This window comes from Yoonia sp. KMU-150, from assembly GCF_056858355.1.
Genome location: NZ_JBXEQF010000002.1, coordinates 338,969 through 353,591 on the forward strand (window position 1 = coordinate 338,969; position 14,623 = coordinate 353,591).

Here is a 14,623-nt window from a genome sequence, read left to right on the forward strand (position 1 = left end):
GTCAGGCCGCGACGGGGCGCACTTCGACCACTTCCGGGATGTAGTGACGCAACAGATTCTCGATCCCCATCTTGAGCGTCAGTGTCGACGATGGGCAACCGGCACAGGCACCCTGCATGTGCAGGTAGACGATCCCGCGATCAAAGCCGTGAAACGTGATATCGCCGCCGTCCTGCGCGACCGCGGGACGGACACGAGTATCCAGCAATTCCTTGATCTGACCGACGATTTCACCATCTTCGCCACTATGTTCGGCATGTCCGCCGGTCGGCTGATGGTCCTCGCCCATGACCGGCGCGCCGGACTGATAGTGCTCCATGATCGCACCCAGAATGGCAGGCTTGATATGGTCCCACTCGGCATCGTCCGCCTTGGTCACCGTGACGAAGTCATTGCCGAAAAAGACGCCGGCGACCTGACCGGTGGCAAAAATCCGTTTCGCCAGAGGGGAAGCCTGTGCCGCATCGGCAGCCGGGAAATCGGCGGTGCCGACCTCGAGCACGGTCTGGCCGGGCAGGAACTTGAGCGTCGCGGGGTTCGGCGTGGATTCGGTCTGAATAAACATGATGCGGCCCTTTCAGCGTTGACTTCAGATATGCGCCCGGGCCGCTGCGCTGTCAAGGATTAGAACGGTTCTAAATGACTTGCGCCACCCCAGAACCGGTGATCGGGGCGGCGCAGAGAAGTGTCGGTGGTTGACGGGCGATCAGTCCTTTTCGACAAAGAACTTCTGCGACGCGACGGCCTGTCCGTCTATTGTCAGTACGGCCAGCACATCACCAAAAGGCGAGACGCCGACGGGAACGCGGACATTGGTGTTGGCACCTGCGGTGATCGGCTCGGTACCGAGCAGACGACCCTGCGTGCCGAGACGGTAATCGTAGATCTCCAGCACGCCGGCGCCGTCAGCGGTGATCAGGCCGAGTTCAAGGACATCGCTGCTGTCGATCCGGTTATCGACGTCGAAGCGGTTGGCGGATGCGGCAGTGGCGGTGACGGCGACGGCTGCGGCGGCAAGGATAATGGATTTGATGGTCATGGTGACGATTCTTTCGGGTTTGGTTTCGGTTGTTGGTTGAGCGGCATGTCTGTGTTGCGCCGTTCGATGAAACCAAGATCGGGAGGCCATCCCGTTTTGCACAGAGGTGCCGCCGTCACGAAAAAAGGAGCGTTTTGTGATACCATGGAAGGCTTGACGGAGTGCGGTTCCGATGCGTTACGCACTTCTGTGCGTTTGTGCAAATACCCTATGGTACCGGGCGCACAGATATCCGCCCGTCAGCGGCCGTCGTGACGTTTCAGCCGATCACGCAAGGGCCGTGTTCCCAAAACTGTGAGTGCGCAGGATGTCACGCGGCTCACGGAACCGGCACCGATGTTTCTGAAAATATTGCATAATCTCACGGGATCGCGCGCTGGTCGTTCGCAATGCGACGCGATTGCAAGGCGACGGGATCATCTGGATGCGTTTTCCACTAACCGCAATTCGGACATCAAGGCATGAGTTGAGGCGCGCGCTCAGGTGATCGCTTCAAGTCGTTCCTTGGACAGATCGCCCGGCACGATCGTCACGGGCACCGACAGCGTGCCCGACTGGCGGGTCAGGGCGGTCACTAGCGGGCCGGGGCCCTTGTTGTCCGTGCCGGCCCCCAGCACCAGCACGCCGATTTCCGGGTCGTCCTGAATCTGGCTGATGATCTCGTTCAGCGGCTCACCCTCGCGGATCACCAGTTCTGGCTCGATCTTCTGGCGGTCGCGCATCCACTTGGCGAAGACCTCGAAATGCACCTCGATGCGTTCGCGCGCCTCGGCGCGCATGATTTCGCCGACCCCGATCCAATGGTTGAACTCGTCGGGGGGGATGACGGCCAGCACCTCGACCCCGCCACCGCTTTTCGCGGCGCGCATCGCAGCGAAGCGCATAGCGTTCAGGCATTCGCGGCTGTCGTCGAGCACGACAAGAAATTTACGCATCGGTGTCTCCTTCACCTTCGCGGCGATAATGGGGGAAGCGGGGCAGACTGGCAACGCCGATCCGCATATCAGGGCTTAGCGGCGGACGGCGCGACGGAATTCGGCAAGCCGGAATGCCCCGACTATCTGTCCAAAGGCGAAATAGCTGCCGATCCCGCCGAAAACCATGCCCGCCAAAGCCGCATAGCGCCACCCGGGCATGGCAAGAGCCGACCCAAGGCCCCAGACAAGCACCAGCAACAACGCGCCCATCATCAAGCTGGCCAGCACAATCCGCAGCAGACGGCGGCGGAAACGCGCGTCGAACCGGGCCGCGTCGCCCATGTCGCGCGCACCCCACCACAGTTGCGCGACCATGGCCCAGCCCGTGAGCGTCGTGCCGACGGCGGCGGCGATGAAGCCGATGAACGGCGAAAGACCGATGGCGAGGGCCGCGTTCAGGACCATCGCGACCACGGCATAGTAAAACGGCCGCCGCGTATCCTCGCGCGCGAAATACAGCGGTTGCAGCGCCTTTTGCAGCACGAAGGCGGGCAAGCCCAGGCCATAGACGGCGACGGCCAGGGCCGTGGCCCGGGTATCGCTCGCGTCGAACGCCCCGCGCTCGTAAAGCACACTGACAAGCGCCTGCGGGATCACCATGAGTGCCACGGCGGCGGGGATGGTCAGCGCCAGTGCGATCTCTGCGGCGCGGTTGAACGCATCGCGCCCGCCCGCATCGTCGCCCGCGCGCAACCGACGGGACAGATCGGGCAGCAAGACCACCCCGATGGCGATGCCCACGACGCCCAGCGGCAGTTGATAAAGGCGGTCGGCGTAGTTCAGCCATGCAACCGCACCATCGTAGAAGCTGGCGACCTGCCTGCCGACCAGCAGATTGATCTGTACCACGCCACCCGCCAGCGCTGCCGGGGCCGCGATGATGGCAAGGCGCTTGAGTTCCGGTGTCATGCGCGGCCGTTTGAATTTTAGCGGAAACCCGGCGCGGGCAGCGGCAAACCAGACCAGCGCCATCTGCGCGGCCCCGGCAACGGGCACCGACAGCGCCAGCGTATCGCCGACACGCAAACCAAGGGCCTGATCGATCCCCATTCCCAGAGCATCGGATGCGGGTCTGCCTGTGGCGGCAGCGATCACCATTGCGGCCACGAAAATGATGTTGAGCAGCACCGGTGCCGCGGCTGCGGCCATGAAACGCCCCATGGCATTGAGGACACCCGACAGCAGGGCTGCAAGAGAGATGAACAGGATATACGGAAAAGCCAGTCGCCCATATTCCACCGCCAGATCGAACCGTTCGTCGCCGCGAAAGCCGCTGGCCATCGCCGTCACCAGCAACGGCATGAACACAATGCCCAGAATGGTGAAACCGGTCAGGATCACCGTCATACCGACGAACGCATCCTGCGCGAACTTATGCGCGTCCTCGCCGCCCTCCAGTTTCTTGGAGAACATCGGCACGAAAGCCATGTTGAACGCGCCTTCGGCAAAGAAGCGGCGGAACAGGTTGGGCAGCGAAAAGGCCACCAAAAACGCCTCTGCCACCGGTCCCGTGCCCAGGTGAGCCGCGATCATGATGTCGCGTACGAAGCCCATCAGCCGCGACAGCAACGTCCAGATGCCGACGGTGAAGAAGCCTGCCATCAGACGGATCGGTTTCATTGAGTGCGGGCCTTCATCGGGGTTTTGCTTTTCATACCGCCATCGGCGCGATTACGACACCGCTCTTTGCGCACCCTGCGTGATCGCCTCGCGCAGTTTGCGTTCAAGTGTCTCGCATTTCGCCTCCGAATGGTATTTCAGCCCGACCATGTCCTTCACATAGAAAGTGTCGACGACCTGCTCACCATAGGTCGCGATCACGGCGCTGGCGATATAGACATGGTTGTTGGCGAACGTCCGGGTCAGATCGTAGAGCAGGCCGGGCCGGTCGCGGGTGTCGACCTCGATGATGGTATAGATTTCAGAGCCTTCGTTATCGAAGATGATGTTGGTCGGCACCCGGAAAGCGCGTTCGCGCTTCTTGATCTTGTCGCGATCCTTGAGCGCCTCGCGCGCGACGACTTCCCCCTTCAGCGTACGGGTGATCATCTGGCGCAGACGGGGCAGGCGCGCTTCTTCATAGGGGGCACCGTCGCTGTCCTGTATCCAGAACACCGCCGTGGCGTAGCCGTCCTTCGAAGTGTAGGTTCGTGCGTCGACTACGTTCGCGCCGACGATGGCCAGCGCGCCGGTCATCCGGCTGAACAGACCCGGGTGATCGACCATCGCGAAACAGGCACGGGTCGCGTCGCGGTCGGGGTCGAGCGTCAGGTCGATGGCGATCTGATCGTCGGCCAGATCGCGCAGAAGTTCCGCAAAGATCACATGGGTCGTGTTCGGCAGGCCCTGCCAATAGGGGCCGTAGTGGCGCGCGGCCTCGGTGCGCAGATCCTTGGCCGGCCAGTCCGACAGCGCCTCGCGCAGGGCGCGCTTGGCCTCGACCTCGCGGGTTTCGCGATTAAGGTCCTCCAGCCCGGTTTCCAGCGCGGTTTTCGTCGCCTTGTAGAGGTTTCGGATCAGCACGGCCTTCCAGTTGTTCCAGGTGCCCGGACCGACGCCCCGAATATCGCAGACCGTCAGCACCGTCAGCAGGTCCAGCCGCTCCACAGACTTCATCGCATTGGCAAATCCGCGCACCGTACGCGGTTCCGCGATATCGCGTTTCTGGGCGGTGTCCGACAGCAGCAGGTGATTGCGCACCAGCCATTCGACCGTCTCGCATTCCTTCTTGTTCAGGCCCAGCCGCGGGGCAACCTTGCGCGCGATCTTTGCGCCCAGGACGGAGTGATCCTCTGGCCGTCCCTTGCCGATGTCGTGCAGCAGCAGTGCCACATAGAGCACGCGCCGGTTCACCCCGCGGTCGAGGATTGACGACGCAACAGGCAGTTCCTCCACCAGCTTGCCACGTTCGATCCGGCTCAGGTGGCTGATGCACTGGATGGTGTGTTCGTCGACCGTGTAGTGGTGATACATATTGAATTGCATCATCGCGACGATGGGCGCGAATTCGGGGATGAAGGCGGCCAGCACGCCCAATTCGTTCATCCGGCGCAAGCCGCGTTCCGGGTTGCCGTGTTTCAGAAGGATGTCGAGGAATATCTTCTGCGCGGCGGGGTCGTTGCGCATGTCGTCGTCGATCACGTCCAGATGTGCCGCCAGCAGGCGCATCGCATCCGGATGCAGGAGCGTGCCGGTACGCAGCGCCTCTTCGACGATGCGCAAGGTGTTCAGCTTGTCATCGAAAAATGCGTCCTCGTCTGCCACAGTCAGGCGGTTTTGCTTGATCGCGTAAGGCGCGCGAGCCCGCTTACGGCGCGACAGCAGGCGCACCAGCATCGGTTCGGCCTTGGTGTGGGTCGCCTCCAGTGCCGTCAGGAAGATGCGGGTCAGGTCGCCGACGCTGGTGGCGTGGCGGAAATAGTCCTGCATAAAGTGTTCGACAGCGCGCCTGCCGTCGCCGTCCTCGTAGCCCAGTTGCGCCGCGACCTCGACCTGCAGGTCGAACGTCAGCTGATCCATGGCGCGTCCGGCGATCCGGTGCAGGTGGCAGCGCACGGCCCAAAGGAAATCTTCCGCCGTCTTGAAGGTCTCGAATTCCTCGCGGGTGAAGACGCCCAGCTTGATCAGTGCTTTGGCGTTCTTGACGCCGTGCACGTATTTCGCGATCCAGAACATGGATTGCAGATCGCGCAGCCCGCCTTTGCCTTCCTTGATGTTGGGCTCGACCATGTAGCGTTGGCCGCCCTGTTTGCGGTGGCGTGCGTCGCGTTCCTCCAGCTTGGCCTCGATGAACTCCGGCGCGGTGCTGCTGAACAATTCGTCCCACAGCCGCTGTCCCAGATCCTCGGCCAGTGCGGTATCGCCGGTCAGAAAACGGTACTCCACCAGCGACGTGCGGATCGTATAGTCCTCGCGCGCCAGACGGATGCAGTCCTTGATCGTACGGCTGGCGTGACCGACCTTCAGCTTCAGGTCCCACAGGATGTAGAGCGTGCTTTCGATCAGGCTCTCGGCCCAGGGCGTCGTCTTGTAGGGCATCAGAAACAGCAGATCGACGTCGGAATGCGGTGCCATTTCGCCCCGGCCATAGCCACCCACGGCGATCACGGAAAGGCGCTCGGCCTCGGTCGGGTTGGGCAGCGGGTGTAGGAAATTGCGCACCACATCGAGCGTGACACTCACGATCTGATCGGTCAGCCAGCTATAGGCGCGGGTCACGGGACGCGCGGCGAACGGTCTCGCGGCGTGCGCCCGCGCGATGGCGTCGACCCCGGTGCGGCGCGCGGCTTTCAGCGTATCGACGGTGATCCGGCGCACGGCCCTTGCATCCGGCGCCTGTGACAGCGCCGATTGTAGATCGGCCCAGAGACGCGGCCTGTCGAAAACGTCAGACGCCGGACAGATCAGATTGTCCGGCGTCACATGGTTGTAGGTTGGATTGGTGGGGTCAGAGACCGGCACCACCAAAGGCTCTTGGGGCAGGTTCAAGGATTACCACCTGATTGTTGCGAATGGTCGCGATGGCCAGGCCACGCTCGTTCAACCCGTTGGGACGGAAGCGGAAGACACCGTTCGTGCCCTGAAAGCCCTGTGGCGCGGTCAGCGATTCCTTGGTCAGCGCGTTTGCATCTCCGCGTGCCGCCAGCGCGCCGATAGCCGCGATTCCATCATAGGCCAGACCGGCCAGCGGATGCGGCTGTTCGCCGTAGGCGGCGGCGTAACGGCTTTCGAACAGGTTCGACAGGCCCTGGTCGGGAAGCGCAAACAGCCCGCCCTGCAGTCCGGGCAGCGCCAGCGCCTGCGGCGCGGCATCCCAGCGGGTCAGGCCGATGTAGCGCGTGCTGTTGGGGTCGATGCCGGCTTCGGGCAGGGCGGTCGCGAGGATCGGCAGTTCCGCATTGACGCCCGCGGTCAGAAAGATCGCGTCTGCCCCGTTGCTGTTGACGGAGGAGGCGATCCGGCTGGCCGAATCCTGAATACCGGCCTGCGACAGCGGATAGCTTTCAATTCCGGTGATCTGGCCGCCGACGTTGCGTACCGCACTTGCAATTGCATCACGCCCGACCTGTCCCTGCAGATCATTGCCGTGGACGATGGCGAAGCGCGTCACGCCCTGCCGGTTGGCATAGCTGACCAAACGATTGGCGGTGTTGCCGAAGGTCGGACCAAGCACAAAGACGTTGCCGCCCGCGATGGTGGGATTGTTCGAGAACGCCAGCACGTTGACGTTGGCCCCGGCAACGGCGACCCCGGCCGCGTTTGCGGCCTCGCCGTAAAGCGGTCCAAGGATGATCTTGGCCCCGTCGTTCACAGCCTGCGCCGCGACGCTGGCCGCCTGCTGCGCATTGCCGGCCGTGTTATAGACCCGCAGGTCGATATCGACGCCACTGAGGTCCGAAATCGCAAGACGTGCCGCGTTTTCGAGGTTAGACGCCAGGAAACTGTCGCTGTTCTGTCCAGACCCGCCCGGCACCAGCAAAGCGACCTGCACCGGTGCGCCCGGCACGATGGACTGCCCGGTATTGCGCCCCTGCGGAATGATCCCGCCGACATCGCAGGCCGCCAGCCAGACTAGGGACAGGAAAGCAAAAAGCCGTGAGGCTGCCTTGCGGGTGACGGTCAGACGGGCAAACATGGGGCATCTCTCCTTGGTGGCGCGACCGGTCCGCAAGCCTGCGGTCAGGGCGGTCTCTGTCACTTTCGGACATTACCATAGGCGAGCGAGGACAAGGGTTCCAGATATGAAATTTTCCGCTCAGCCGCTCTCCGCCGGGTTGTATTTTGTGGCGACGCCCATCGGGTCCGCCCGCGACATGACGCTGCGTGGCCTCGATATTCTGGCCGGTGCCGACGTGATCGCCGCCGAAGATACGCGTACCGCGCGCAAACTGATGGAAATCCACGGGGTCGCCCTCGGGCAGCGGCAACTCGTGGCCTACCACGATCACAGCGGCGAGGCGGTGACCGCGCGGCTCGTCGCCGCGGTGAGAAACGGGCAGTCCGTCGCCTATGTGTCGGAGGCCGGAACGCCGCTTGTGGCCGACCCCGGCTACGCGTTGGGGCGCGCGATGATCGCGGCAGAGCAACCGGTGACCACGGCCCCGGGGGCATCGGCGGTGATCGCCGCGCTGACGGTGTCGGGCCTGCCGACGGACAGGTTCTGCTTCGTCGGGTTCCTGCCCGCAACCAAGGCCCAGCGCGAGACCGAGATCGCGATGCTGCGCGACATGCCGATGACGCTGGTTTTCTACGAATCGCCTAAACGGGTGGCGGATATGCTGCGGGCCTTGCGCGACGTGCTGGGCGGCGACAGAGAGGCTGTCGTCTGCCGGGAACTGACGAAGCGGTTCGAGGACGTTTCTCGCGGGACGCTTGAGACGTTGACCCGGGACTTTGCCGACCGAACCGTGAAGGGCGAGATCGTCGTGCTGGTCGGACGTGCCGGTGCGACGCAGGTCGCCGAACGCGACGTACGCCATGCCCTGAACGAAGCGATGCGCACGATGCGGGTCAAGGATGCCGCCACGCTTGTGGCCGGTGCCCTGGGGTTGCCGCGCCGACAGGTGTATCAGATCGCACTGGGTCTCGATGAGGCGGCTGGCGACGATTAACCACTTGTTCAGGGAAATGGTGCAGGGTCGTGGCAAACGATCTAGGATATAAGCCATGCAAACGGCACAGACACGATATCAGGCGGGCGTCGCGGCAGAAGACTGCGTGGCACGTGACTATGAACGCCGGGGTCGTCCCGTCGCGAACCGACGATGGCGCGGAACCGGCGGCGAGGTTGATTTGATCGTGCGTGACGGGCACGGTCTGATTTTCGTCGAGGTCAAGAAAAGCAGCACCCATGCACGCGCGGCCCAAAGGATCAGCCGCCGTCAGATGGATCGTATCTATGCCGCTGCATCGGAATACCTGGCTGGCGAACCCACGGGCCAGCTGACCGACGTGCGCTTCGATCTGGCGACGGTCGATGCGCAGGGTACGGTCAAGATCACCGAAAACGCCTTCATGGCGGCGTGACGCGGGGCCATTGCGGCAAATGACAGGATGGGTCATGTAACGGCTGGAATTGCCAGCAACAGGTGCGCCATGACCCTCAAAGTCGCCATCCAGATGGACCCGATCGGTCCGATCGACATAAATGCGGATAGCACGTTCCGTATCGCCGAAGAAGCGCAGGCGCGGGGACATACGCTCTTTTACTACACGCCCGACAAGCTCGCCTATCGCGAGGGCCGGGTCCTTGCGCGGGGGTGGCCCCTGCGCGTGCAGCGCGTGGTCGGGGATCACTTCGCGCTTGGCGAAGAAGCGACGGTCGATCTGTCGGACTACGATGTGGTCTGGCTGCGCCAAGACCCGCCCTTCGATATGGGCTATATCACAACCACCCACCTGCTCGATATGTTGCCGGACTCCACACTTGTCGTGAACGACCCCTTCTGGGTCCGCAACTACCCTGAAAAACTGCTGGTTCTCGCCTTTCCCGATTTGACGCCGCCGACGATGATCGCCCGTGATCTGGACATGCTCCGCGCCTTTCGGGCCGCGCACGGCGACGTCATTCTCAAGCCGCTATACGGCAACGGCGGTGCGGGCGTCTTCAAGCTGGCACAGGACGACAGCAACCTCGCTTCCCTGCACGAGCTGTTTTCGGGCATCAATCGCGAGCCGCTGATCATGCAGAAATTCCTGCCGGACGTCAGCAAGGGCGACAAACGGATCATCCTCGTCGATGGAGAGCCTGTGGGTGCGATCAACCGGATCCCGGCAAAGGGCGAAACCCGGTCGAACATGCACGTCGGCGGCCGCCCCGAGAAGGTCGCGCTGACCGCGCGGGATCGCGAGATCTGCGCACGGATCGGGCCGTTGCTTCGGGAAAAGGGGCAAATCTTCGTGGGCATCGACGTGATCGGCGACTGGTTGACCGAAATCAACGTCACCTCCCCCACCGGCATCCAGGAACTCGAACGCTTCGACGACGTGAACATCACCGCAGGTCTCTGGGCGGCGATAGAGGCCCGTCTGGGCTGACCCGGCGGGCTACACCTCCTTGGCCATGGCCAGCCGAAAGCTGGCCGCTTCGGCGATGTGATCGTGATGCACGTCCGGGGCCTGCGCAAGATCGGCGATGGTCCGTGCCACCCGCAACACCCGGTGGTATCCGCGTGCGGACAGGCCGAAACGCCCGGCGATACGGGCCAGAAGCGCGCGCCCCTGCGCGTCCGGCGCTGCAATTGCATCGAGCACGTCGCCCTGCGCTTCGGCGTTGACCCGCGCCTCCGGCACATTCGCATACCGTTTGTCCTGCAGTTTACGTGCCGCCAGGACGCGTGCCGCGATCACGGCCGAACTGTCGCCCGAGGCCGGCAGGTCCAGATCGGTAAAGGCCACCGGCGGCACCTCGACCCGCAGGTCGAACCGGTCCATCAGCGGGCCGGAGATACGCGCCAAGTATTCATCTCCGCAGATCGGCACCCGTGCGCAGGCGCGCGCCGGATCGGCCATATACCCGCAGCGGCAGGGATTGGCCGCGGCGATCAGCATGAAGCGGCAGGGGTATTTCACATGCGCGTTGGCGCGCGCGACCACGACCTCGCCCGCCTCGATCGGCTGCCGCAGCGTTTCCAGCACGTTGCGCGGGTATTCGGGGAATTCGTCCATGAACAGCACACCGTTATGGGCCAGCGAAATCTCGCCCGGCTTGGCCGACCGTCCCCCGCCGACGATGGCGGCCATCGAGGCGGTGTGATGCGGTTCGCGAAAGGGGCGGGTGCGGCTGATGCCACCGGCATCGAGCAGACCCGAGAGCGAATGGATCATCGAGGTTTCCAGCGCCTCCTCTGCCGTCAGGGGAGGCATGATCCCCGGCAAGCGCGCGGCCAGCATGGATTTCCCGGAACCGGGCGCCCCCACGAGCAGTACGTGATGTCGCCCCGCTGCTGCAATTTCCAGGGCACGTTTCGCGCGTTCCTGGCCTTTCACTTCGGCCATGTCACGGGCGGTCGACGTGCCGGTCACTTCGCCCGGGGTCGCCGGTGACATTGGTGACTGCCCTGACAGGTGCCGGACGGCGCAGCCAAGGGTGCGCGGCGCAATCACTGTCACTGCGCCGACCCAGGCCGCCTCGGGCCCGCAATCGTGCGGGCACATCAGCGTGCGGTCGTCAGCGACAGCCGCCATCGCCGCGGGCAACGCCCCCACGACCGGCACCAGCGCACCGTCCAGCGCCAGTTCGCCCAGCGCAACGATCCGGCGGACGTCGTCGGCGGGGATCACCTCCAGTGCTGCCAGAAGGGCGAGGGCGATCGGCAGATCGAAGTGCGAGCCTTCCTTGAGGATATCGGCCGGGGACATGTTGATCGTGATCCGCTTCGACGGAAGCGCAATCGACATTGCACCCAGCGCCGCACGGACGCGTTCGCGTGCCTCCGACACCGCCTTGTCCGGCAAACCGACGATGGTAAAGGCAGGCAGCCCGGGCGACACGGCGCATTGCACCTCGACGAGCTTTGCGTCGATGCCGTCGAAAGCCACGGTGTAAGCTGCTGATACCATTCCACGATCCCCTCGCGGAAATGGTTAACGCGATTGGGGTTAGGGAATGGTTAACGTGCGACGAGGGCCATGAATTTCGGCCACGCTTCGGGGTCGGCCAGGGTTTTGTCGCGGCAGAACGCGTTGCAGAACCCGAAGATGCGCCCATCCATCTGCAGGAAATGCGTCACCGGCTCGTCGGAGTACGGGCAGGTATCGTTTTCCGGTGTGCCTTGCGCGACGGCTGTGGCGGCTCTGCGCTGCCCGGGCCAGGCGCGCGACGGCAGGTCCTGCGGATAGGGAAATGGATCGTAGGTCTTGGTCTGTCCCATGGCGCGCCACTGTCGCAACGCGCGATCCGCGAGCGTCGCGTCGACATAGGCCTGTGCCGCGTCATCGACCGGCAGGCCGTAGCCTGCAATCCGGCAGGCGACCGGCGCATAAAACACATCCGCCAGCGAATAGGCACCGAACAGCCACGGGCCGTCATCCGACCGGTTCTGTCGTGCCAGTGCCCACAGCGCCATGATCCGGTCCAGATCGGCGCGTACCGCGTCCGTGGGGCGGAAGCCCTCCCACACGTTCTGCAGGTTCATCGGGCACGCCCCGCGTAACGCGGTAAAGCCACTGTGCATTTCGGCGACCATGGACCGGGCAAGCGCACGTGCCCGTCCCTCCGCCGGATAGAGCGGCAGATCACGATGCGCCTCCACCAGGGCCTCGGCCATGGCGATGCTGTCGGTCATAATGCCGCCATCCGGTGCCTGCAGGACAGGTACTGTCCGTGCCGGCGCGACGTGGGCCAGATCGGCCTGCATGGTGCCGTCGTACAGACCGACCATGTGGGTGCGATGCGGAATGTCGAACTTGGTCAGCATCAGCCAACCGCGCAACGACCAGCTGGAGAAGGTGCGGTCACCGATATAGAGCGTATATGTCATGCCAAGAGCGTAGCGCCACGCAGCGCGGCACACCAATTGCATTTCGTGCGCGCGCCCATCACGGGCGGTGATTGATCGTCCCGATCTGCCAGCCGTCGGGTGTTTTCGTCATATCCGTCACCGAGAGCGGATCGATCACATGCGACAGCGCGTGGGCAGCGACACCATCGGTCGCGCGCTGGATTTGCGTCATGATCACGCCGATATGGGCCACTACGACCAGATCGCGCCCGCCCGCCGCTGCCGCATGGGTGTCGATGGCCGGATTGACCCGGGCCGCCACATCGTTCCAGCTTTCGCCGTCGGGCGCGCTGACGTCGCCCGGGCTTTCCCAGAATTTGCGGCTCAACTCCGGATCGGTGGCGGCCACTTGCGAGAAATGCTGCCCGTCCCATGCGCCGAAGTCGAATTCGCGCAAGGCCGGGTCATGTGGCAGGCGGGCGCGGGCGCCCTGGATTGCGTCCGCGGTCATGGCGGCGCGGCTCAGATCGGACGATATGATCAGCGCGTCGGGCGGCAGATGCGCGGCCAGTCGGCCAACGGCGGCTGTGTCGCTCAGGTCTGCCGGCACATCGCGCCATCCGACAAAGGCCTTTTCGTGGGTCGGTCCATGCCGCACAAGCCAGACACGCATGACGCTATCCTTTCAAGGTCAGGGGCAGGCCCGCCATCACGGCCAGCACCCGATCCGCCTGCGCCGCAAGGTCCCGGTTCAGCCGTCCCTGCGCATTGCGGAACCGACGCGAAAGCGCGTTGTCGGGTACGATGCCCTGTCCGACTTCGTTGCTGACGATCACGACCGGGGCGACACAGGTCGACAGCGCGCGCAATAGCGCCTGACCTGCTTCTGCCGTGTCCTGATCCGCAAGGACCACGTTGGTCAGCCAGAGGGTCGCGCAGTCTATCAGGACAACATCCTCGGACTCGCAATCCGCAAGCACCGCGGGCAGGTTCAAAGGCTCCTCGACCGTGTGCCAGCCGGTGCCGCGCATGGCGCGATGGGCCGTCACCTTGTCCGCCATTTCCGTGTCGAAGACCTGTGCCGTCGCCACATAGACACGCCTGCCGCCATGGTCGGCCAACAGCGATTCCGCATAGGCCGACTTGCCCGAAGCCGCGCCGCCTAGCACGAGTGTGAGTTTTGGCAATGTCATTTTGGCAACTAAATCTGATCCGGCGCGTTCTTCTCTTCGTAAGCAAAAATAGAAATCACGGAAACCCGTGATCAGCGTTGGGAGAACGGACATGGCTTTGGATGGGGCAGCTGACCAGAAATTCTCGCGCACTGCCATGCGGGCCGAGTTGCTTGACGCAGAGACCGAACTGGCACTGGCCTACGCTTGGCGCGATGATCGCGACGAGCAGGCGCTGCACCGTCTCATCACAGCCTACATGCGGCTTGCGATCTCGATGGCGTCGAAGTTCAAACGCTACGGCGCGCCGATGAACGACCTGATTCAGGAGGCATCTGTCGGCCTGATGAAGGCGGCGGACAAATTCGACCCCGACCGCGGCGTGCGATTTTCGACCTATGCGGTCTGGTGGATCAAGGCTTCTATTCAGGATTACGTGATGCGCAACTGGTCCATGGTGCGCACCGGGTCGACATCTTCGCAGAAATCGCTGTTCTTCAACCTGCGACGGGTGCAGGCGCGCTTGGAGCGTGAAGCCTCTGCCGAGGGTCGGGTGCTGGAAAGCCACGTGATGCACGACCTGATCGCCAAGGAGGTGGGCGTGCCTCTCGCCGATGTGGAGATGATGGTCGGGCGGCTGTCCGGGTCGGATTTTTCGCTCAACGCCACCCAATCCGCCGAGGACGAAGGCCGCGAATGGATCGACGCGCTGGAAGACGACGGTGCGCAGGCCGAGGAGAAGGTCGAAAACAGTCACGACGGCGCCACGCTGCGGCAATGGTTGCTGTCGGCGCTGTCGGATCTGAACGATCGCGAACGGTTTATCGTCTGCGAGCGCAAGCTGCGCGATGACCCCCGCACCCTTGAAAGCCTGGGCACGGAACTGGGCCTGTCGAAAGAGCGCATCCGCCAGCTGGAGGCTGCGGCCTTCACCAAGATGCGACGCACGCTCGAAGACAACAATCGCGAAGTCCTCGGCCTGCTGAACTGACG

The 14,623-nt window shown here is 63.7% G+C and carries 14 protein-coding genes; 4 read left to right on the forward strand and 10 right to left on the reverse strand.

Going from position 1 to position 14,623, the window contains the following annotated elements; genetic code table 11:
• Position 1 precedes the first annotated feature (1 nt).
• From AC04PH_RS14520 to AC04PH_RS14545, 6 genes are all read right to left on the reverse strand, one after another.
• Complete coding sequence (locus AC04PH_RS14520; RefSeq protein WP_483066535.1) at positions 2-565, reverse strand: NifU family protein; 564 nt, start codon at positions 563-565, stop codon at positions 2-4.
• Between the two features lie 141 nt (positions 566-706).
• On the reverse strand, positions 707-1,039 hold the full coding sequence (locus AC04PH_RS14525) for a hypothetical protein (RefSeq protein WP_483066536.1): 333 nt from the start codon (positions 1,037-1,039) through the stop codon (positions 707-709).
• A 479-nt stretch (positions 1,040-1,518) separates the two neighbouring features.
• Positions 1,519-1,974: a universal stress protein gene (locus tag AC04PH_RS14530; RefSeq protein WP_483066537.1), complete on the reverse strand. Its 456-nt coding sequence runs from the start codon at positions 1,972-1,974 to the stop codon at positions 1,519-1,521.
• Positions 1,975-2,049: 75 nt separating this feature from the next.
• The gene (gene murJ / locus AC04PH_RS14535) at positions 2,050-3,636 is read right to left on the reverse strand and encodes a murein biosynthesis integral membrane protein MurJ (protein ID WP_483066538.1); all 1,587 of its coding nucleotides are present in this window, start codon (positions 3,634-3,636) and stop codon (positions 2,050-2,052) included.
• 51 nt (positions 3,637-3,687) lie between these two features.
• Positions 3,688-6,483 carry a [protein-PII] uridylyltransferase gene (locus AC04PH_RS14540; RefSeq protein WP_483066921.1) on the reverse strand — a complete coding sequence of 932 codons (2,796 nt, stop codon included), beginning with the start codon at positions 6,481-6,483 and terminating at the stop codon, positions 3,688-3,690.
• On the reverse strand, positions 6,464-7,651 hold the full coding sequence (locus tag AC04PH_RS14545; RefSeq protein ID WP_483066539.1) for a penicillin-binding protein activator: 1,188 nt from the start codon (positions 7,649-7,651) through the stop codon (positions 6,464-6,466). Before AC04PH_RS14545 ends, AC04PH_RS14540 begins: the two co-directional genes overlap by 20 nt.
• 106 nt (positions 7,652-7,757) lie before the next feature.
• Between AC04PH_RS14545 and rsmI the strand changes: the two genes are divergently transcribed.
• From rsmI to gshB, 3 genes are all read left to right on the forward strand, one after another.
• The gene (gene rsmI / locus AC04PH_RS14550; RefSeq protein WP_483066540.1) at positions 7,758-8,627 is read left to right on the forward strand and encodes a 16S rRNA (cytidine(1402)-2'-O)-methyltransferase; all 870 of its coding nucleotides are present in this window, start codon (positions 7,758-7,760) and stop codon (positions 8,625-8,627) included.
• Positions 8,628-8,682: 55 nt separating this feature from the next.
• The gene (locus tag AC04PH_RS14555; RefSeq protein WP_483066541.1) at positions 8,683-9,042 is read left to right on the forward strand and encodes a YraN family protein; all 360 of its coding nucleotides are present in this window, start codon (positions 8,683-8,685) and stop codon (positions 9,040-9,042) included.
• A gap of 69 nt (positions 9,043-9,111) precedes the next feature.
• On the forward strand, positions 9,112-10,053 hold the full coding sequence (gene gshB / locus AC04PH_RS14560; RefSeq protein ID WP_483066542.1) for a glutathione synthase: 942 nt from the start codon (positions 9,112-9,114) through the stop codon (positions 10,051-10,053).
• Between the two features lie 9 nt (positions 10,054-10,062).
• Here the strand turns inward: gshB and AC04PH_RS14565 are convergent, their stop codons facing one another.
• Genes AC04PH_RS14565 through cobU form a run of 4 tightly spaced genes read right to left on the reverse strand, consistent with a single transcriptional unit; the run spans position 10,063 to position 13,651 of the window.
• A complete protein-coding gene (locus AC04PH_RS14565) occupies positions 10,063-11,577 on the reverse strand; it encodes a YifB family Mg chelatase-like AAA ATPase (protein WP_483066543.1) in 1,515 nt (504 codons plus the stop codon).
• Between the two features lie 50 nt (positions 11,578-11,627).
• Entirely contained in the window at positions 11,628-12,497 is an 870-nt protein-coding gene (locus tag AC04PH_RS14570; protein WP_483066544.1) for a glutathione S-transferase, read from the reverse strand.
• A gap of 58 nt (positions 12,498-12,555) precedes the next feature.
• Positions 12,556-13,131 (reverse strand): histidine phosphatase family protein, encoded by a 576-nt coding sequence (locus AC04PH_RS14575; RefSeq protein WP_483066545.1) that lies wholly within the window; start codon positions 13,129-13,131, stop codon positions 12,556-12,558.
• Between the two features lie 4 nt (positions 13,132-13,135).
• Positions 13,136-13,651, reverse strand: a complete 516-nt coding sequence (gene cobU, locus AC04PH_RS14580; protein WP_483066546.1) for a bifunctional adenosylcobinamide kinase/adenosylcobinamide-phosphate guanylyltransferase — start codon at positions 13,649-13,651, stop codon at positions 13,136-13,138.
• A gap of 91 nt (positions 13,652-13,742) precedes the next feature.
• Between cobU and AC04PH_RS14585 the strand changes: the two genes are divergently transcribed.
• Positions 13,743-14,621: an RNA polymerase factor sigma-32 gene (locus tag AC04PH_RS14585; protein ID WP_483066547.1), complete on the forward strand. Its 879-nt coding sequence runs from the start codon at positions 13,743-13,745 to the stop codon at positions 14,619-14,621.
• Positions 14,622-14,623: the final 2 nt, after the last annotated feature.

Bases quoted from the DNA above. Each gene is read 5' to 3' on its own strand.
- AC04PH_RS14555 (WP_483066541.1), top strand. From the start codon at position 8,683: ATGCAAACGGCACAGACACGATATCAGGCGGGCGTCGCGGCAGAAGAC.
- AC04PH_RS14525 (WP_483066536.1), bottom strand. From the start codon at position 1,039: ATGACCATCAAATCCATTATCCTTGCCGCCGCAGCCGTCGCCGTCACC.
- gshB (WP_483066542.1), top strand. From the start codon at position 9,112: ATGACCCTCAAAGTCGCCATCCAGATGGACCCGATCGGTCCGATCGAC.
- AC04PH_RS14575 (WP_483066545.1), bottom strand. From the start codon at position 13,131: ATGCGTGTCTGGCTTGTGCGGCATGGACCGACCCACGAAAAGGCCTTT.
- AC04PH_RS14570 (WP_483066544.1), bottom strand. From the start codon at position 12,497: ATGACATATACGCTCTATATCGGTGACCGCACCTTCTCCAGCTGGTCG.
- AC04PH_RS14565 (WP_483066543.1), bottom strand. From the start codon at position 11,577: ATGGTATCAGCAGCTTACACCGTGGCTTTCGACGGCATCGACGCAAAG.
- AC04PH_RS14545 (WP_483066539.1), bottom strand. From the start codon at position 7,651: ATGTTTGCCCGTCTGACCGTCACCCGCAAGGCAGCCTCACGGCTTTTT.
- murJ (WP_483066538.1), bottom strand. From the start codon at position 3,636: ATGAAACCGATCCGTCTGATGGCAGGCTTCTTCACCGTCGGCATCTGG.
- cobU (WP_483066546.1), bottom strand. From the start codon at position 13,651: ATGACATTGCCAAAACTCACACTCGTGCTAGGCGGCGCGGCTTCGGGC.
- rsmI (WP_483066540.1), top strand. From the start codon at position 7,758: ATGAAATTTTCCGCTCAGCCGCTCTCCGCCGGGTTGTATTTTGTGGCG.
- AC04PH_RS14585 (WP_483066547.1), top strand. From the start codon at position 13,743: ATGGCTTTGGATGGGGCAGCTGACCAGAAATTCTCGCGCACTGCCATG.
- AC04PH_RS14520 (WP_483066535.1), bottom strand. From the start codon at position 565: ATGTTTATTCAGACCGAATCCACGCCGAACCCCGCGACGCTCAAGTTC.
- AC04PH_RS14530 (WP_483066537.1), bottom strand. From the start codon at position 1,974: ATGCGTAAATTTCTTGTCGTGCTCGACGACAGCCGCGAATGCCTGAAC.